This window comes from Bacillus sp. JCM 19034 (assembly GCF_001310635.1).
In the GTDB taxonomy this organism is placed as follows: Bacteria; Bacillota; Bacilli; order Bacillales; family Bacillaceae_D; genus Halalkalibacter.
Window position 1 is genome coordinate 254,416 of record NZ_BAXR01000003.1, and the last position, 17,905, is coordinate 272,320.

Consider the following 17,905-nt stretch of genomic DNA (forward strand, 5'->3'; position numbering starts at 1 on the left):
AAAAATAAAATCCTGTTTTTTCAAAATGTATATTCCAAGTTTAGTTCGTGCTAAAATGATGTTAAACAAATTAGTGGAGGAAGATTATGCGAATTGTTGTTAGTGGTGGAGGAACTGGTGGACATATATATCCTGCCTTAGCATTAATTAAGGAAATTATGCAAGTTGACCAACAGGCAGATATTCTTTATGTGGGTACAGAGAAGGGTCTAGAATCTGATATTGTAAGACGCGAAGAGATCCCATTTATATCAATTTCTATAACTGGATTTAAACGATCGATTTCATTTGAAAACATTAAGACTGTCTATCGGTTTCTTGCTGGAACAAAAAAAATGAAATCAATTTTAAAAGAATTTAAGCCTGATGTTGTTATTGGAACGGGAGGATACGTTTGTGGCCCTGTTGTTTATGCTGCTGCAAAATTAAAAATACCAACCGTTGTCCATGAACAAAATAGTATACCAGGACTTACAAACAAGTTCTTAAGCAAATACGTTACTAAAATTGCTGTGTGTTTTGAAGAGGCGAAGCAATTTTTTCCACAAGAAAAGGTTGTACTAACAGGTAACCCAAGAGCTTCTGAAGTAATGAATGTTAATGCAGAAGCAGGAAGGACGTCATTGGGGTTACGTGCAGACCGAAAAACAGTCTTAATAGTTGGAGGAAGTCGTGGGGCAAGGCCGATTAATGAGGCTTTTTTAACGATTATGGGTAAATTGAAACGTAAATCATATCAAATCGTATATGTAACAGGAGCCATTCATTATGATCATGTTATCGAGCAAATGAAAAAGCATGACCATCCTGATAATGTCATTATTAAACCATTTATTCATAATATGCCCGATGTACTAGGAGCTGTTGATTTAATAGTGGGACGTGCCGGAGCAACGACGTTGGCGGAGATTACGGTCTTAGGTCTCCCAAGTATATTAATACCTAGTCCTTATGTTACGAACAACCATCAAGAGAAAAATGCCCAATCGTTAGCTGAAAATGGAGCGGCAGTCTTATTAAAAGAATCCGAAATGTCTGGAGAGAAATTATTATCAGTAATGGACGATATTTTAACGAATGAAGAAAAATGGGCGAAGATGCATCAAGCTTCTAAACAATTAGGTTTGCCAGAGGCAGCGAAAGATTTACACCATGTTTTACAGCAGGTCATGAAAAAGGATTAAAAAGGTGGAAGATAGAATGAATTGGATTGAGGCTCTAAAGGATGAGAATGTAGGGAAAGTATTAATAGATGAACCATTGGCTAACCATACTACTTGGAAGATAGGCGGTCCGGCTGATGTACTTATCATTCCTAATGGTTTGGATAGCTTAGTGAAAACTATGGACATAATTGTAAAGGGGCAAATACCATGGCGAGTGATCGGGAGAGGCTCCAACTTACTTGTAAGTGACCAAGGGATAGAAGGAGCTGTTATCAAACTAGATCGCGGTATTGATGACATGGTGTTCGATGAACAATCTAACACGGTCCGTGTTGGTGGAGGGTACCCCGTTATTAAACTGGCAACATTATTGAGTCGCCAAGGGCTTTCTGGATTGGAGTTTGCCGGTGGAATTCCAGGCTCAGTTGGTGGAGCGGTTTTTATGAACGCAGGTGCTCATGGTAAGGAAATAGCCGATATTTTAGTAGAAGCGACTGTTATGAAAGAAGATGGAACGTTTGCAACATGGTCCAATGAGCAATTTGAATTTGCATACCGAACTTCAAAGCTTCAAAAGGAAAAGGCGATTTGTGTTGAGGCTGTTTTAAAATTAATGAAAGGTAATAGGGAGGATATAGTGAAAGAAATGCAGGCAAATAAGGATTATCGCCGTGAATCACAGCCTTGGAATAATCCTACTTGTGGAAGTGTATTTCGGAACCCACTACCATATTACGCGGGGCAGCTAATTGAAGAAGCTGGTTTAAAAGGATATCAAATAGGTGGTGCACAGATTTCGTTAATGCATGCTAATTTTATAGAAAATGTTAATCATGCTAAAGCACAAGATGTTCTTGATCTTATTAATCATGTAAAAACAGTCATTAGAGAAACGAAGCAGATCGACTTACAGACTGAAGTTGAAATGATAGGCAAGCATGCATAAGTTTATTTTGTGAGACTGTTTCACACGTAGAATTGAGAGCACTGAAGATAGATAACTTTTTTCAGTGCTTTTTCTCATAATACGAATAGAACTAACGATTTTAAAGTGATAGTTATGTTATAATAAATAGATGGAAAACGCTGAATTTGGGATGGTTAGTAGGAGTGTTGAGAATGAATGATAAAAAAGTAGTTACAATAAATGAAAAAATCCCGACATTAAAAGAACAACGAAAACAGCGTGCTAATCGGCGCTTGCTGTTTTTTTTATCTTTCTTTTTTTTACTACTTCTTCTTATCATTTATTTTCAGTCTCCAGCAAGCCACGTTCGTGAAGTAGTAATTCAAGGGAATGTTCACTTAACGAAAGAAGAAGTGTTAAAGCAAAGTGAGCTTACTATTGGGACAAGTATTTGGAATGTAAATATAGAAGATACAATGAATAGACTAAATGAACATATTGAAATCGCATCTTCTTCTGTTGAAAGACGCTGGCCTACAACTATTGAAATAACAATTATAGAAAATGAACGAATCGGTTATTTGCTCCATGATGATCGTTTTTATCCAATATTAGAAAATGGTATGAATTTAACTGAGGTAGATCGATCGCATATACCTGCAGATGCACCGATTTTAATTGGGTTTTCAGAAGGTGATAATTTATCTGAACTTTCAGCAGAGCTAAGACAAGTTCCTCCTGCTTTGTTGGAAAGAATCTCTGAAATTATTTTTTCGCCCACCGATCAAGACTCTCAACGTCTTATTATGTATATGACAGATGGGATTGAAGTCCATACAACGATTAATTCATTTCATGAAAAAGTAACGCCATATTTGGCGATTATTGATGAGATCGACTAATAAAAAGGGAATATTACATTTAAGAATGAGTCCATACTTTGAAGATTGGGAAGCAGAGGAGGGTGAACAAGATGATGAAAGTGAAAGGTAAGCATCTCATCTTATCCTTTGTATTAATTGTTACAGGGTTTATATTAGCATTAAATTACGAAATGGCTAATGAACAAATTAGTATAAATCCAGGATACGAACGTCAATGGGAAAGAGAAGATGAATTAAGGAATCAATTAATTTAGAACAGTCGACAAATCAAACGTTACAAGAGGACCTTAAGAGTTATCAAGCACAACTACGTGAACTAGAGGAGCATGTAACGTCACTTGATGCAGAAGAGGAAGTACGCATGAAGAATTTACTTGAGGATCTAGATCGTCTTCGTAAAGTAGTAGGAGATGTAAAAGTACAAGGACCTGGTATTGAAGTATCATTAGAAGATTCTGACTATGTTCCTGATGGTGAAGATCCGAATAATTATATTGTCCATGAGTTTCACATACAGCGAGTCGTTCATGAATTATTTGTTGCTGGCGCCGAAGCGATTGCGATTAATGGTTATCGTTTAACACGACAGTCCTATATTCAGTGTACCGGTCCAGTTATCCGAGTTGATGGTCAGGTTTCATCTGCCCCCTTTGTTGTCACTGCTATTGGCGATGCTGACATTTTAGAGTCAGCCTTGACACTGCCAGGAGGCGTTCATAATCAGCTCGTAAATGATGAAATTACAGTACGAATTCAAAAGAAAAATTCAATTTTACTCGATCCACATTTGATGGAAAGCGGGTGATCAGAATGAAAGTGAAATCTGCATTTACATTAATTACACTTGTTATTGGCTTTATGATTGCTATTCAATTTCAAACGACTAAGGAGCCTAATATAAGAGATACACGGGATATTCGTGAATTAAGAGCTGAGGTATTGGCCGAACAAGAGAAGAGGCAAGACCTTGAGCAGGAACTAGAACAAATACAGTCATTAATAGAACAATATGAACAGTCTGCAGAAAATGTAGGTGGAGAAGTTGTGACTGTTCTTGAAAATCAAATCGAAGAAATGCGCGCAGAAGCCGGTTTAACTGAAATAACTGGTGGAGGAATTGAAATTACGATACGTTCACTTTACAATGATCAATATGTTGGTCATGATCGATTTATGCCTTCTTCAGAAGTTTTCCGATTTTTAATTAATGAATTAAATATTTACGGAGCTAAGGAAATAGCTGTTGGTAATGAAAGAATCATTACAACCTCAGCATTTCGTGATGTCAATCAAATGACATACTTAAACAATCGGCGCTTACCTCCACTTCCATTAAAAGTAAAAGTCCTTGCTCATGATCCTGAACGTTTACATAATCATATGGTTGTATCAGCGTCAGTAGATTTTTTGAGATTGAAGGGTATGAAATAACAATTGAAATAATGGACGAACTAGTAATACCAGCTTATGATCAAACACCTCGAGTGCGTTTTATGGAAGAAGTGAAGGAGGAGTAGGTGAAAAATGTGGTTACCGATTATAGGATTAATTATTGGAATTGTTATAGGACTTATGACAGATTTTCGCGTACCTGATGAATATTCAAACTATTTATCAATCGCTGTATTAGCGGCACTTGATACCCTATTTGGTGGGGTTCGGGCATATCTACAAGAAACGTTCGATACTAATGTTTTTGTCTCAGGTTTCTTTTTTAATATTTTACTTGCAGCAGGTTTAGCTTTTCTAGGGGTTCATCTTGGTGTAGACTTATATTTAGCAGCTATTTTTGCTTTCGGTGTTCGATTGTTCAATAATATTGCTGTTATTCGAAGATTAGTATTAGCAAAATGGAAATCCGATCGTACTACGATGAATGAATGAAAATATTCATAAATATCTTATAGTTCTAAAGGAGAATACTAATTCTTGTTGAATATGTTTAATAACTAGTTTTAAAAGTGAATTCTTAGGAGCGTTTAATAGATCTTTTAAGGAGGTGCCATAGAATGGACAACAATGAAATCTACGTAAGTTTAGACATCGGTACATCCAATGTCAGAGTGATAATTGGGGAAATGTCAAATGGTACAATGAATATAATTGGTGTTGGTAAAGTTGATTCTGAAGGAATTAAAAAAAAGTGCCATCGTTGATATTGATGAAACTGTAAATTCAATAAAACGAGCAATTGATCAAGCTGAACGCATGGTTAGTATGAAAATCAATCAAGTCATTGTTGGTGTGAATGGTAACCATATTCAATTGCAATCTTGTCATGGAGTTGTCGCTGTTTCTAGTCCAGATCGAGAAATTAGCGATGAGGATATTACTAGAGTTATAGATGCGGCACAAGTTGTGTCCATTCCACCGGAACGAGAAATTATTGATGTTATTCCAAAGCAATTTATCGTTGATGGTTTGGATGAAATAAATGACCCACGCGGTATGATTGGCGTTCGGCTTGAAATGGAAGGAACGATTATTTCAGGGGCTAAAACAGCTTTACATAATTTATATCGATGTGTTGAACGAGCGGGCCTGCAGGTTGTAGGTTTTTGCTTGCAGCCGCTAGCGACTGGTTCTGTTGCGATTTCTAAGGATGAGAAAAATTTAGGCGTATGCCTCATTGATATGGGTGGGGGTTCAATAACCGTATCGATTTTTGAACATGGAACGTTAAAAGATACAGCTGTCGTTCCTGTCGGTGGTGATCATATTACGAATGATATTGCCGTTGGGTTACGTACCTCGACTGAGGAAGCTGAGCGTATTAAGGTGAAATTTGGACATTCTTATATCGATGAAGCGGAAACGGAAGAACAATTTGAAGTATCAACGATTGGACAAGCAGAACGTGTTCACTATACTCAACGTGATTTAGCTAATATCATTGAGCCTCGCGTCGAAGAAATGTTTGAATTAACATATCGTGAAATACATCGTATGGGCTACAGTGATTTTCCTGGTGGTTTTGTTTTAACAGGTGGGACAGTTATGATTCCTGGTGTACTGGAGTTAGCGAGTGAATTATTACCTGGGAATGTGAGGGTGGCTATGCCAGATTATTTAGGTGTAAGAGAGCCTCAGTACACAACAGCTGTTGGATTAATACAATTTGCCTATAAAAATGTTAAAATACAAGGAAGAGAAGTAGCTGCTACAGTCTCAATCGATTCAGAGCCAGTGTATACACAACCAGTCAAGAAACAAGAAAAACAAGAAACGAAATACGAAGCCGACCGAAAACCAAAATCAAAAGGGAAGGTTAAGGACTTTTTGAAGGTGTTCTTTCAATAAGTTCGAACGGGCAACTTCGTTTAAATAGGAGGATCGGACATGTTAGAGTTTGAGATGGATATGGATCAGTTAGCACAAATTAAAGTCATCGGTGTTGGTGGTGGCGGTAGTAATGCCGTTAATCGTATGATTGAAAATGGATTAAATGGTGTGGAGTTTATAGCAGTAAATACGGATGCTCAAGCATTACATTTATCAAAAGCAGAAACAAAACTCCAGCTCGGAGGGAAATTAACAAGAGGACTTGGAGCCGGAGCAAATCCGGAAATTGGAAAGAAGGCAGCTGAAGAAAGTAAGGAGCACCTTGAAGAGGTATTAACTGGAGCAGATATGGTTTTTATTACCGCTGGAATGGGTGGTGGAACGGGAACTGGTGCTGCCCCCGTTATTGCTGAAGTTGCCAAGGAGTTAGGGGCATTGACTGTTGGAGTAGTTACAAGACCATTTACGTTTGAAGGTCGTAAACGTTCAACACATGCTTCTTTAGGGATAGAAGCATTAAAGGAGAAAGTAGATACATTAATCGTTATTCCAAATGACCGGATTCTGGAAATTGTCGATAAGAATACACCGATGTTAGAAGCTTTTAGAGAAGCAGATAATGTCTTACGTCAAGGGGTTCAAGGTATTTCCGATTTAATTGCAACACCTGGTCTAATTAATTTAGATTTTGCAGACGTAAAAACGATTATGAGTAATAAAGGTTCTGCATTAATGGGAATTGGAATTGCAACTGGAGAAAATCGAGCAAGTGAAGCTGCGAAAAAGGCTATCTCAAGTCCTTTACTTGAAACGTCTGTTGACGGTGCCCAAGGTGTTTTAATGAATATTACCGGTGGTGCGAATTTATCATTATATGAAGTTCATGAAGCTGCTGAAATAGTCTCGGGTGCATCTGATCCTGAGGTAAATATGATTTTTGGTTCAGTAATTAATGAAAACTTAAAAGATGAAATTGTTGTAACGGTCATTGCTACTGGATTTGAAGAAAACGAACTGGTCAATTCATCTAGAACATTGACACAAAAGCCGGTGAAAAGCAATACATTGAAACAATCAAATGACGAAGTAAAAACGGAAACAAGAGGTGGACAGCAACCAAAACCTTCTACAGCTGAACCAACCGATACGTTAGATATTCCTACATTTTTACGTAATCGACGTAACCGTAATCGTTAAAAGGTTGTCTCATTTTGGACAAACCTCAGTCTGTCGACAAAGTCTCGTAAAAGCGAGACGGTCGACAGACTTTTTTGTATAGAGATTTGTCTAACGTATCGCCATCAGTAAATAGACGAAATCACGTAAAAACACCTTAATGAACGTCTTAAGATTTACCCTCTTATTTCCTATTTTATTTTCCTCCTATTAGAACTGACAAATTGATTGAAAATCTCTTAAAAATAGTATTAGAAGTCTGTCATGAATTGACAGACTTCGTAATAGACTAAATGTATACTAGCTGTAAATCGATGGCTATGAGGGTGCTTATGACGATCTACCTTGATCTTATTTGGTTATTGAACCTTTTTATTGATTATTTGCTAATTGCTTTAACTTATTTGCTTTTAAAGCGACCCTTTCAACATTTACGAATGATACTAGCTGCCGTATTTGCATCATTTATCGTCTTTTTATTATTTACACCATTTAGTTTCATTGTTTATGAGCCTTTGTTTAAAGTAGTTTATTCAATCTTTATAGTTTTAATCGGATTTGGTTATAAGAGGCTCCGCTATTTTTTTCAAGTGCTTTGTATGTTTTATTTTGTTGCGTTTATGACAGGGGGGGATTATTTGCACTTCATTTCTTTTGGCAAACAGATTCGCACCTGTTAGATGGTTTATTAAATGTTAATAAAGGATATGGTAGCGGTTTTAGTTGGCTATTCGTCTGTGTGGGCTTTCCACTAGTATGGTATTTTTCAAAACATCGTTTTCAAGAGATTGAGTACAGACACATTCAAGCTAAACAATTAATTGATATTCAAGTGGAAATTGACGATAAATGTCTCTATTCCAAAGGATTACTTGATACAGGAAATCAATTAGTAGATCCGCTCACTAAGCGGCCAGTTGTTGTCATGGAAGCAAATCTTTTTATGAAGTGTATTCAAAGAAAATAATTGATCAACTTATTCAATTTAATGAAACTTCGACGATCGATGATCCCGATTCTGAACGTTTATCAAGTCGATTGACCATTATTCCATACCGTGCAGTAGGACAGTCATCGCCTTTTTTAGTAGCGATTCGGCCAGATTGCATTAAGCTGTTTATGGAAGAAGGATTGATTGAAACGTCTAAAGTATTAATTGCGATTCAAGATAAAGAGCTATCGTCAGACCAATCATTTACTAGTATAATTCATCCGTCGTTAATACAACAAGAGATTTCAAGGGAAGTAAAAACATCGTAAATGGTAATGATCATTTAGATGTTTCATTAATGTACTTAAATGTAGGGGGCTTAGTATGCTGAAACTAAAGATGAAATTATTATGGTATAAAATTATGTATCGACTCGGAATGAAGCCTGATGAAATTTATTACATAGGAGGAAGTGAAGCACTTCCTCCACCGTTAACGAAGGAAGAAGAGGCAGTACTACTTAAAAAATTACCATCAGGCGATAAAGCCGTTCGATCCATTCTTATTGAGCGGAATTTAAGATTAGTTGTTTATATTGCTAGAAAATTTGAAAATACTGGAATCAACATTGAAGATTTAATTAGTATAGGTACAATTGGATTGATTAAGGCGGTTAACACGTTTAATCCTGAAAAGAAGATTAAACTAGCTACATATGCTTCAAGGTGTATTGAGAATGAAATTTTAATGTATTTAAGACGGAATAATAAAACAAGATCAGAGGTGTCTTTCGATGAACCATTAAATATTGATTGGGATGGTAATGAACTCTTACTTTCTGACGTCTTAGGGACAGAAGAGGATATTATTACAAGAGGAATTGAAGAAAAGGTTGATCGGAAATTACTCGTTAAAGCATTGCACACATTGAATGATAGGGAGAAACAAATTATGGAGTTGAGATTTGGACTAGCAGGGGATGAAGAAAAAACACAAAAGGATGTTGCTGATATGCTAGGTATATCACAATCCTATATTTCTAGGTTAGAAAAAAGGATTATAAAACGCCTACAAAAGGAATTTAATAAAATGGTATAAATAATAAACATTTTAAGAACGATTTCTCAAAAAATCAGCTCATTTTTAGATTGTCATCCACATTTTAAAAAAGCTATGTTAGAAAAACACTTTATAAAAAAATTTTGTAAAAATTCGTGTGCTGACGAGCACGAACCTAATTTTTGCCTTTTGTGCATAGTAGGGCTCGTGCATATTTTTTCCTTCGCCGGAGATACTTTTCTTAGACATCATCTCCCGCGATAGGAGGGAAAGAATTGACACGAAATAAAGTTGAAATATGTGGTGTAGATACGTCTAAGTTACCTGTTCTGAAAAATGCAGAAATGCGTGAATTATTTCAGCGTTTGCAAAATGGTGATCCAGATGCAAGAGAAACGCTAGTTAATGGCAACTTACGGCTTGTATTGAGCGTAATCCAACGCTTTAATAATCGCGGAGAGTATGTGGATGATCTCTTTCAAGTCGGTTGTATTGGCTTAATGAAATCAATTGACAATTTCGATTTAAGTCAAAATGTAAAATTTTCTACATATGCAGTGCCAATGATTATTGGTGAAATTAGGCGCTATTTACGTGACAATAACCCCATACGTGTTTCTCGTTCATTACGAGATATTGCGTATAAGGCGTTGCAAGTACGTGATCAATTAATGGCAGAGAAAAAGAGGGAGAAAGAACCGACTGTTCAAGAAATTGCAAAAGTATTAAATGTACCAAAAGAGGATGTTGTCTTTGCTTTAGATGCGATTCAAGACCCAGTTTCTTTATTTGAACCCATTTACAATGATGGGGGGATCCTATTTTTGTAATGGATCAAATCAGCGATGAAAGAAATCGTGATGTGAATTGGGTTGAAGAAATTGCACTTAAAGAAGCGATGGTGCGATTAAATGAGCGCGAGAAAATGATCTTAAATATGCGGTTTTTCCAAGGGAAAACACAAATGGAAGTTGCAGATGAAATTGGGATATCACAAGCTCAAGTGTCTCGTTTAGAAAAAGCTGCAATACAGCATATGAATAAACATGCTCAAGTTTAATATTGGAATGAGAACCGAAAAGGATACCTTTTCGGGTTTTTAAATGCTCAATAAGTAGACACATTGACTCTTGCTAAAGCAACAATACAGCTTGAATGAAAAGTTGTATTTGTACATAAATTTACTACCTTACAGCATATATAGTGATAAGAACTTAATTTATAAATAGGGAGTCGTGAGGCATGAAAATATCTGAACTTCAAGCAAAAGACATTGTGAATATGGAGAATGGTAAGCGATTAGGACAACTAACAGATATTGAAATTGATTTACAATCAGGCCAAATTAACGCACTTGTGATTAGTGGTACTGGACGGGTCATGAGCATGTTTGGTAAGGAAGTCGAAGAAATCATTATTCCATGGAATAATATCATCCGGATTGGATCAGATGTGATCTTGGTCGAATTACAGTCAAAATTTAATGTGAAACAGCGAGTAAAATAGGAAAAGCTCAGAAAGATGTTTCGTGTTTTTTCATACCTATGATAGAATATAAGTACCGTCTTATTTTTAGTTAAACGAGGAGAGAAAGGAATGGAACCATTTATTCAAGAAAGTGAACGTTATTTTAAACTATCGCAATGGGAACAGAAGTTTTCTTCCTTAGTTGTCGGATTTACGACAAGAAATGGTGGAGTAAGTCGATTTCCGTTCAGAAGTTTAAATATGGGCTTTCATGTCGATGATGACCAAGAATTGGTTCGACAAAATCGTCAATTATTAGCAGGCGATCTTTCCTTTCCACTTTCAAATTGGGTTGGATCGGAGCAAGTTCATGGTGCGAAGATTGTTCGTGTTTCCGCAATGGAAAAAGGGAAGGGTGCGAATGATTTGGAATCAGCTATTCGTAATACCGATGGGTTGTATACAAATGAACCCAACCTACTATTAACGAGCTTATATGCTGATTGCGTACCTATCTTTTATTATGCACCTACAGCGAACCTAATTGGTTTAGCCCATGCTGGATGGCGGGGAAGCGTTTCACGTATAGCGACAAATATGGTGAAGCTGTGGGTTGAAAATGAAGGGGTGCAAAAGAAAGATATTCTCATTACAATTGGTCCTTGTATAAGTGCTGAACGATATGAGGTAAATCGAGTTGTGATTGAGGCCGTTAATAAATGCTTTGCACACTCATTTGATACCTCATTGCTTTATAAAAAATGTCTGAAGATCATTTTCTATTAGATTTACGAATGGTTAATAATTATTTGTTGTTGCAAGAAGGAATTGCTGCATCGCAAATTCTTATTTCTTCTTATTGTACAGCAGGAGATGATCGCTTCTTTTCTCATCGTGCTGAAGGTGGCAAAACTGGTAGGCTTATGAGTTTTATCGGAATGAGATAGTTTGGAAGGTGAAGAAAGAATGACTGTTCAGGAAAATGTCAATAAAATTAAAGAGGATATTCAAGAAATTTGTCAAAGGATTGGTCGAAATCAGTCCGAGATACATATTATTGCAGTAACAAAGTATGTTTCAATTGAAACCACTGCAGAGGCACTAGATGCTGGTATCCAACATTTTGGGGAAAACCGTATCGAAGGGGCATTAGAAAAATGGGAAGCTTTCCAACCTGAAGGAACGTGGCATTTTATTGGGACGTTGCAAACAAGGAAAGTAAAAGAAATTGCTGGAAAGTATGATTATGTTCATTCCTTGGAAAGATTATCACTTGCCAAGGAATTGGACAAGCGCATGCCAGAGGGCAAAGTGATGAAATGTTTTGTCCAAGTAAATGTATCAGGGGAAGAATCTAAATCTGGACTACACTCTAATGAAGTTGAAACATTTATTGAACAGCTAGCTGAAAATAATGGAATTGAAGTAGTTGGTTTAATGACAATGGCACCTAATGTTGAAGATCCTGAGCTCACGCGACCTATTTTCCGCAAATTACGAGAAATTCAACAGCGTGTTCAACAAAAGAAATGGCCGCACGCACCTTGCCATGAGTTATCAATGGGTATGTCTAATGATTATAAGGTGGCACTTGAGGAAGGGGCAACATTTATCCGAATTGGTTCAGCTTTAGTTGGAAAAGGTTAACAAAGGAGGAGGAAATGGTGGGAATGAAATCAAAATTTAAACGTTTTTTTGAGCTTGATGATCATTATGAGGAAGTGGAAGAAGTAGAAGAAGTTTTACATCCAACTGAAGAAGTGGAGCCACAGAAGAGGCGATCTCGTTCAAATCAAACGAAAACACAAACCCAACAAAATGTCGTCAGCTTGCAGAGTATTCAAAAAGGAGCAAAAATGATTTTACTTGAGCCACGAACATATGACGAAGCACAAGACATTGCTGATCATTTAAAAAATCGAAAAGCAGTCATAATTAATTTACAGCGGGTCTCTCATGATCAAGCAAAACGAATTGTTGATTTTTTAAGTGGGACCGTTTATGCGATAGGCGGAGATATTCAAAAAGTGGGTATGAATATATTTTTGTGTACCCCGGATAACGTTGATGTAACAGGTTCCATAACGGAGATGATTCAAGAGCAATTTGATCAGTAGAAAAAGGTGGTGAAAGAAAAATGAGTGGAATTGGTATGATCTTAATATATGCACTACAAATTTATTCATATATGGTGATTGCTTACATTTTAATGTCATGGTTTCCTAATGCACGTGAAACATCGATTGGCCAAATGTTAGGTCAAATCGTCGAACCATTTTTGGAGCCATTTAGAAAAATTATCCCTCCATTAGGAATGATTGATATATCACCAATTGTCGCTATTCTCGCCTTGCATTTTGCTAGAATGGGAGTAGCTGCGATATTTTAGATATATAGAATATAATTTGCAGGAGCGTCTTGTAGGAAATTACGAGAAGTGTAAGCAGGTTCTTGACGCTCTGTGTTTTTCTAAATGAAAGTGGTGTCTTCATGAGTATTTATCAACATTTCCGCCAAAATGAATGGTCATTTGTTGATCAAGTGGTAGAATGGCAACAAGATGTGAAACTAGCTATCGCGAAAGGTTAACCGAATTTCTTGACCCGAGAGAGCAAGAGATTATACAAAGTATAATTGGTAATGACGATGAAGTAACAATTGCTTTTTTTGGAGGCTCACCTTATTCTGAACGGAAACGTGCCCTCATTGCACCGTCATATATTGAAGTGGATGAGGGAGATTTTAAATTATCCTTATACGAAATTCGTTATCCTGTTAAATTTGTTTCACTTGAGCATCGTGATGTTTTGGGTGCACTAATGAATCTAGGACTTAAGCGTGAAAAATTTGGAGATATTATCATGTGTAAAGAACATGTTCAAGTAATCATTGCCGAGGAAATAGAGGAATATGTGCGAGCGAATTTACAAATGATTGGTAAAGCGACAGTGTCGATTGCTCCCTTAGCTTTATCAAAGCTTGAGAAAAAGCAGGACGTATGGATTGAGTCAACGACAACGGTTTCCTCCTTACGATTAGATGCAGTCATGTCACAAATTTTTAATCTTTCACGTACAAAGGTCCGGCCCTATATTGAAAAGGGGCTAGTGAAAGTCAATTTTAAACTCGTTGATCAACCAGCACTACTTCTAGTTGAAGGTGATCAACTTTCTGTTAGAGGTTTTGGAAGAACAAAGCTTATTGAAATTGAAGGTAAAACCAAAAAGGATAAATATCGACTTCGATTTGGCCAGCTTTCCTAATAAATCTTGTTGAAGGAACTCGGTTAATTATGTCGAATAGTCTATAAAGCAAAGTACAAACTAGGAGGTGGCACTATGCCTTTAACACCATTAGATATTCATAACAAAGAATTTACTAGAGGATTTCGCGGATATGATGAAGATGAGGTTAATGAGTTTTTAGACCAAGTCATTAAAGATTACGAAGCTGTTATACGTGAAAAAAAGGAATTATTTGAAGAACTTACGACGCTTAAAGAAAAATTAGATCATTTTAATGATATGGAAGAAACATTAAATAAATCTATTTTAGTTGCCCAAGAAACAGCCGAAGAAGTTAGAAGAAATGCACAAAAGGAAGCACAGTTAATTGTCAAGGAAGCAGAGAAAAATGCTGATCGGATTATTAATGATGCTCTTGCAAAATCACGAAAAGTGATGATGGATATGGAAGAATTGAAGAAGCAAGCATCTGTTTATAAAATGCGTTTTAAAATGTTGATAGAAGCCCAGCTTGAATTGTTGCAAACAGAAGACTGGAAGGAAATGACTAATACTGTTGATGATGAAGAAGAAAGAATTTATGCTGAATAAAGCTTGATCTTCTCGGATCACTATCATATAATAATCTCATTCTTAAATTATGAAATGATAAGTAAAGACGATAATAAGGAAGAGTACAATTTGTTCACTGTAACTAGCGAATCAGGGATGGTGGAAGCCTGAATACATAACATATTGGAAGATCCCCCTTTAGTTTTGCGCTGAACTACTTCAGTAAGCGGCAACGGTTCATTCACGTTACGAATGCTTGAGTGGAAAGACGTTGTCTTTTCATGAGGGTGGTACCACGGGTAAACTTCTCGTCCCTTTTTTAGGGATGGGAAGTTTTTTTGTGAAGGAGTACCTTCACAGAAAGTCTAACTTACATTCCATCTTCATATGAAATAAAAATTTTTGATAGTAGTTGTTTAAAAAAAAGGAGTTGAAACGATGGATTACAAAGAAACATTATTAATGCCGAAAACGGCTTTTCCAATGAGAGGTAATTTACCGAATCGTGAACCAGAGCGTCAAAATGAATGGGAAGAACAAAAAATTTATGAGAAAGTACAAGAACGTACAAAGGACCGACCTTTATTTGTTTTACATGATGGTCCACCATATGCTAATGGTGATATTCATATGGGCCACGCGTTAAATAAAATTTTAAAGGATTTTATCGTCCGGTTTAAATCAATGAGTGGGTATCATGCTCCTTATGTTCCAGGGTGGGACACACATGGTCTACCGATTGAAACGGCTTTAACGAAAAGCGGCAAGGTAAAACGAAAAGAAATGAGTGTAGCTCAGTTTCGCCAACTTTGTGAGGAATATGCTCACAAGCAAATCGCTCGTCAACGGGAACAATTTATGCGTTTAGGGGTTCGTGGTGATTGGTGGAACCCATATATCACTCTTGATAAAGGTTATGAAGCTGGACAAATTAAAGTGTTCGGTGAAATGGCGAAGAAAGGATACATCTACAAAGGGAAAAAGCCTGTATATTGGTCTCCATCTTCAGAATCTGCATTAGCTGAAGCTGAAATTGAGTACCATGACAAACGCTCGCCGTCCATTTATGTTGCATTTAATGTGAAAGATGGGAAGGGAGTTTTAGCTGGTGACGAAAAGATGGTCATTTGGACAACAACTCCTTGGACAATCCCAGCTAACTTAGGTATTGCTGTACACCCTGATTTAACATACGTAGTAGTAAGTGTCCAGAATCAAAAATTTGTCGTTGCTGAAGGTCTACTTGAAACGTTAGTGAAGGAATTAGAATGGGATGCGTATGAAGTTACGAAATCATTTAAAGGAACTTCACTAGAAAATGTTATTGCTGAACATCCGATCTATAAACGTGACTCATTAGTTATGTGTGGTGACCATGTTACATTAGATGCCGGAACAGGTTGTGTTCATACTGCACCAGGTCACGGGGAAGAAGACTATATTGTCGGACAAAAATACGGGTTAGATGTATTATGCCCGGTTGATGATAAAGGATACATGACATCTGAAGCACCTGGCTTTGAAGGATTGTTTTATGATGAAGCAAATAAACCAATTACAGAAAAGCTGGACGAACTTGGTGCACTGCTGAAATTATCGTTTATTACCCATTCATATGCCCATGATTGGCGGACGAAAAAGCCTGTTATTTATCGAGCAACAGCTCAATGGTTTGCTTCAATTGAGCAATTCCGTGAGCAGCTTCTTAAAGCGATTGAAGAAGTTGACTGGCTTCCGAAATGGGGAGAAACTCGTTTGTTTAACATGGTACGTGATCGTGGAGATTGGTGTATTTCCAGACAGCGTGCATGGGGAGTGCCAATTCCTGTATTTTATGGTGAAGATGGTGAACCAATTATTACGGATGAAACAATTGATCATGTGGCAAACTTATTCCGTGAACACGGTTCAAATATTTGGTTTGAGTGGGATACAGAGCAATTATTACCTGAAGGTTTTACATCACCCCATAGTCCGAATGGAACGTTTACGCGTGAAATGGATATTATGGATGTTTGGTTTGATTCTGGTTCTTCTCATCAAGCTGTTCTTGAAGAACGAGAGGAGCTAAGCCGACCAGCTGATTTATATTTAGAAGGTTCTGACCAATATCGTGGTTGGTTTAATTCATCACTTTCAACAGCTGTTGCTGTAACAGGAAAGGCACCTTACAAAGGGGTTTTGAGTCATGGCTTCGCTCTTGATGGTGATGGACGAAAAATGAGTAAGTCAATCGGTAATGTCGTCATACCAAATGACGTGATGAAGCAACTTGGAGCCGATATTTTACGGCTTTGGGTGGCATCTGTTGATTATCAAGCAGATGTACGTGTTTCTGATAAGATTTTGAAGCAAGTATCTGAATCGTATCGTAAAATTCGTAATACGTTCCGCTTTTTGTTAGGAAATTTACATGATTTTGATCCGAATGTTCATCGCCTTGAATACAAACAGCTAAAAGATGTTGATTTATTTATGCTTGTGAAGTTAAACGAAGTAATTGAAAAAGTAACAGAGGCTTATGAACAATATCAGTTCTCAACGGTTTATCATACCATTCATAACTTCTGTACAATTGAATTAAGCTCTTTCTATATGGATATGGCAAAGGATACGTTGTATATCGAACATGCTGATCACCCTGCACGTAGAGCGATACAATCCGTAATGTATGAATTGCTCGTAACGTTGACGAAGCTTATTTCGCCAATTTTACCACATACAGCTGACGAGGTATGGGGCCATATTCCAGGAGTAATAGAAGAAAGTGTGCAATTGACAGATATTCCAAAGGCTCAAACATTTGACGATGTTACAGAGCTTAATGCGAAGTGGAATTTGTTTATGACTGTTCGTGATGATGTTCTTAAAGCACTAGAACAAGCACGTAATGAGAAAAAGATTGGGAAATCGCTAACTGCAGCCATTACTCTATATGCTGACGGTAAGGTGCATGAATTATTAACATCCATTTCAAATTTAGAGAAACTATTTATTGTATCAAATGTAGTAATTGCCAAAAAGGGAAGCGAGGTACCTGAGTCTGCTGCAACATTTGAGGAAATATCAGTAGTTGTTGAAGCAGCTGAAGGTCAAACGTGTGAGCGCTGTTGGGTTGTTTCAAATACAGTTGGACAATCTTTAGCACATCCAACGTTGTGTCTTTCATGTGCAGACACAGTATCAAAGTATTATACGAAGTAATATGAAAAAAGCGACTAGTAAATGCTAGTCGC

At 37.0% G+C, this 17,905-nt stretch carries 17 protein-coding genes, 4 pseudogenes and 1 other annotated feature; all 21 genes and pseudogenes read left to right on the forward strand.

From position 1 onward, the window contains the following. Nucleotides 1–86 precede the first annotated feature (86 nt). The 21 genes and pseudogenes from murG to ileS all read left to right on the forward strand — a co-directional run bounded on the left by murG (nt 87) and on the right by ileS (nt 17,873). Nucleotides 87–1,184, forward strand: a complete 1,098-nt coding sequence (murG, locus tag JCM19034_RS07465) for an undecaprenyldiphospho-muramoylpentapeptide beta-N-acetylglucosaminyltransferase (protein WP_062048556.1) — start codon at nt 87–89, stop codon at nt 1,182–1,184. A gap of 16 nt (nt 1,185–1,200) precedes the next feature. Continuing rightward, a complete protein-coding gene (murB, locus tag JCM19034_RS07470) occupies nt 1,201–2,112 on the forward strand; it encodes a UDP-N-acetylmuramate dehydrogenase (RefSeq protein WP_062048557.1) in 912 nt (303 codons plus the stop codon). 173 nt (nt 2,113–2,285) lie between these two features. Further along, nucleotides 2,286–2,975, forward strand: a complete 690-nt coding sequence (locus tag JCM19034_RS07475) for a cell division protein FtsQ/DivIB (protein ID WP_231686865.1) — start codon at nt 2,286–2,288, stop codon at nt 2,973–2,975. Nucleotides 2,976–3,046: 71 nt separating this feature from the next. Then, a complete protein-coding gene (locus JCM19034_RS24720; protein ID WP_370621845.1) occupies nt 3,047–3,211 on the forward strand; it encodes a hypothetical protein in 165 nt (54 codons plus the stop codon). A gap of 107 nt (nt 3,212–3,318) precedes the next feature. Continuing rightward, on the forward strand, nt 3,319–3,762 hold the full coding sequence (locus tag JCM19034_RS24725; RefSeq protein WP_370621846.1) for a DUF881 domain-containing protein: 444 nt from the start codon (nt 3,319–3,321) through the stop codon (nt 3,760–3,762). A 5-nt stretch (nt 3,763–3,767) separates the two neighbouring features. Beyond that, a complete protein-coding gene (locus JCM19034_RS07485) occupies nt 3,768–4,388 on the forward strand; it encodes a DUF881 domain-containing protein (protein ID WP_231686866.1) in 621 nt (206 codons plus the stop codon). A 93-nt stretch (nt 4,389–4,481) separates the two neighbouring features. After that, nucleotides 4,482–4,841: a small basic family protein gene (locus JCM19034_RS07490; protein WP_062048559.1), complete on the forward strand. Its 360-nt coding sequence runs from the start codon at nt 4,482–4,484 to the stop codon at nt 4,839–4,841. Nucleotides 4,842–4,966: 125 nt separating this feature from the next. Further along, nucleotides 4,967–6,257: pseudogene (ftsA, locus tag JCM19034_RS07495) on the forward strand (cell division protein FtsA). Between the two features lie 39 nt (nt 6,258–6,296). Further along, nucleotides 6,297–7,436 (forward strand): cell division protein FtsZ, encoded by a 1,140-nt coding sequence (ftsZ, locus tag JCM19034_RS07500; RefSeq protein WP_062048561.1) that lies wholly within the window; start codon nt 6,297–6,299, stop codon nt 7,434–7,436. A gap of 311 nt (nt 7,437–7,747) precedes the next feature. Next, nucleotides 7,748–8,675, forward strand: a pseudogene (gene spoIIGA, locus JCM19034_RS24010) (sigma-E processing peptidase SpoIIGA). A 55-nt stretch (nt 8,676–8,730) separates the two neighbouring features. Beyond that, nucleotides 8,731–9,444 (forward strand): RNA polymerase sporulation sigma factor SigE, encoded by a 714-nt coding sequence (sigE, locus tag JCM19034_RS07520; RefSeq protein WP_062048569.1) that lies wholly within the window; start codon nt 8,731–8,733, stop codon nt 9,442–9,444. Nucleotides 9,445–9,680: 236 nt separating this feature from the next. After that, nucleotides 9,681–10,465 (forward strand): annotated as a pseudogene (gene sigG, locus JCM19034_RS07525) (RNA polymerase sporulation sigma factor SigG). Between the two features lie 182 nt (nt 10,466–10,647). Then, nucleotides 10,648–10,911: a YlmC/YmxH family sporulation protein gene (locus JCM19034_RS07530; RefSeq protein ID WP_062048571.1), complete on the forward strand. Its 264-nt coding sequence runs from the start codon at nt 10,648–10,650 to the stop codon at nt 10,909–10,911. A 90-nt stretch (nt 10,912–11,001) separates the two neighbouring features. Beyond that, on the forward strand, nt 11,002–11,658 hold the full coding sequence (locus tag JCM19034_RS07535; RefSeq protein WP_062048573.1) for a polyphenol oxidase family protein: 657 nt from the start codon (nt 11,002–11,004) through the stop codon (nt 11,656–11,658). After that, on the forward strand, nt 11,634–11,819 hold the full coding sequence (locus JCM19034_RS24015) for a laccase domain-containing protein (RefSeq protein ID WP_062048575.1): 186 nt from the start codon (nt 11,634–11,636) through the stop codon (nt 11,817–11,819). The genes JCM19034_RS07535 and JCM19034_RS24015 overlap by 25 nt, the downstream gene beginning before the upstream one ends. Before the next feature lie 19 nt (nt 11,820–11,838). Next, entirely contained in the window at nt 11,839–12,519 is a 681-nt protein-coding gene (locus tag JCM19034_RS07545; protein WP_062048798.1) for a YggS family pyridoxal phosphate-dependent enzyme, read from the forward strand. Nucleotides 12,520–12,536: 17 nt separating this feature from the next. Beyond that, a complete protein-coding gene (locus tag JCM19034_RS07550) occupies nt 12,537–12,989 on the forward strand; it encodes a cell division protein SepF (RefSeq protein ID WP_062048576.1) in 453 nt (150 codons plus the stop codon). 20 nt (nt 12,990–13,009) lie between these two features. Further along, nucleotides 13,010–13,261 (forward strand): YggT family protein, encoded by a 252-nt coding sequence (locus tag JCM19034_RS07555; RefSeq protein WP_062048579.1) that lies wholly within the window; start codon nt 13,010–13,012, stop codon nt 13,259–13,261. A gap of 101 nt (nt 13,262–13,362) precedes the next feature. Next, a pseudogene (locus JCM19034_RS07560) lies at nt 13,363–14,135 on the forward strand (RNA-binding protein). 75 nt (nt 14,136–14,210) lie between these two features. Beyond that, complete coding sequence (locus tag JCM19034_RS07565) at nt 14,211–14,708, forward strand: DivIVA domain-containing protein (RefSeq protein WP_062048581.1); 498 nt, start codon at nt 14,211–14,213, stop codon at nt 14,706–14,708. A 61-nt stretch (nt 14,709–14,769) separates the two neighbouring features. Continuing rightward, nucleotides 14,770–14,988, forward strand: a binding site (T-box leader). 119 nt (nt 14,989–15,107) lie between these two features. Further along, nucleotides 15,108–17,873, forward strand: a complete 2,766-nt coding sequence (gene ileS / locus JCM19034_RS07570) for an isoleucine--tRNA ligase (RefSeq protein WP_062048583.1) — start codon at nt 15,108–15,110, stop codon at nt 17,871–17,873. The last annotated feature ends 32 nt before the right edge of the window (nt 17,874–17,905 follow it).

Excerpts from the sequence above, each read along its gene's own strand:
- JCM19034_RS07530 (WP_062048571.1), top strand. The coding sequence starts at position 10,648 with ATGAAAATATCTGAACTTCAAGCAAAAGACATTGTGAATATGGAGAAT.
- JCM19034_RS24720 (WP_370621845.1), top strand. The coding sequence starts at position 3,047 with ATGATGAAAGTGAAAGGTAAGCATCTCATCTTATCCTTTGTATTAATT.
- JCM19034_RS07555 (WP_062048579.1), top strand. The coding sequence starts at position 13,010 with ATGAGTGGAATTGGTATGATCTTAATATATGCACTACAAATTTATTCA.
- JCM19034_RS07565 (WP_062048581.1), top strand. The coding sequence starts at position 14,211 with ATGCCTTTAACACCATTAGATATTCATAACAAAGAATTTACTAGAGGA.
- JCM19034_RS24725 (WP_370621846.1), top strand. The coding sequence starts at position 3,319 with ATGAAGAATTTACTTGAGGATCTAGATCGTCTTCGTAAAGTAGTAGGA.
- JCM19034_RS07475 (WP_231686865.1), top strand. The coding sequence starts at position 2,286 with ATGAATGATAAAAAAGTAGTTACAATAAATGAAAAAATCCCGACATTA.
- ileS (WP_062048583.1), top strand. The coding sequence starts at position 15,108 with ATGGATTACAAAGAAACATTATTAATGCCGAAAACGGCTTTTCCAATG.
- JCM19034_RS07490 (WP_062048559.1), top strand. The coding sequence starts at position 4,482 with ATGTGGTTACCGATTATAGGATTAATTATTGGAATTGTTATAGGACTT.
- JCM19034_RS07485 (WP_231686866.1), top strand. The coding sequence starts at position 3,768 with ATGAAAGTGAAATCTGCATTTACATTAATTACACTTGTTATTGGCTTT.
- murB (WP_062048557.1), top strand. The coding sequence starts at position 1,201 with ATGAATTGGATTGAGGCTCTAAAGGATGAGAATGTAGGGAAAGTATTA.
- JCM19034_RS07545 (WP_062048798.1), top strand. The coding sequence starts at position 11,839 with ATGACTGTTCAGGAAAATGTCAATAAAATTAAAGAGGATATTCAAGAA.
- JCM19034_RS07535 (WP_062048573.1), top strand. The coding sequence starts at position 11,002 with ATGGAACCATTTATTCAAGAAAGTGAACGTTATTTTAAACTATCGCAA.
- ftsZ (WP_062048561.1), top strand. The coding sequence starts at position 6,297 with ATGTTAGAGTTTGAGATGGATATGGATCAGTTAGCACAAATTAAAGTC.
- JCM19034_RS24015 (WP_062048575.1), top strand. The coding sequence starts at position 11,634 with ATGTCTGAAGATCATTTTCTATTAGATTTACGAATGGTTAATAATTAT.
- sigE (WP_062048569.1), top strand. The coding sequence starts at position 8,731 with ATGCTGAAACTAAAGATGAAATTATTATGGTATAAAATTATGTATCGA.
- murG (WP_062048556.1), top strand. The coding sequence starts at position 87 with ATGCGAATTGTTGTTAGTGGTGGAGGAACTGGTGGACATATATATCCT.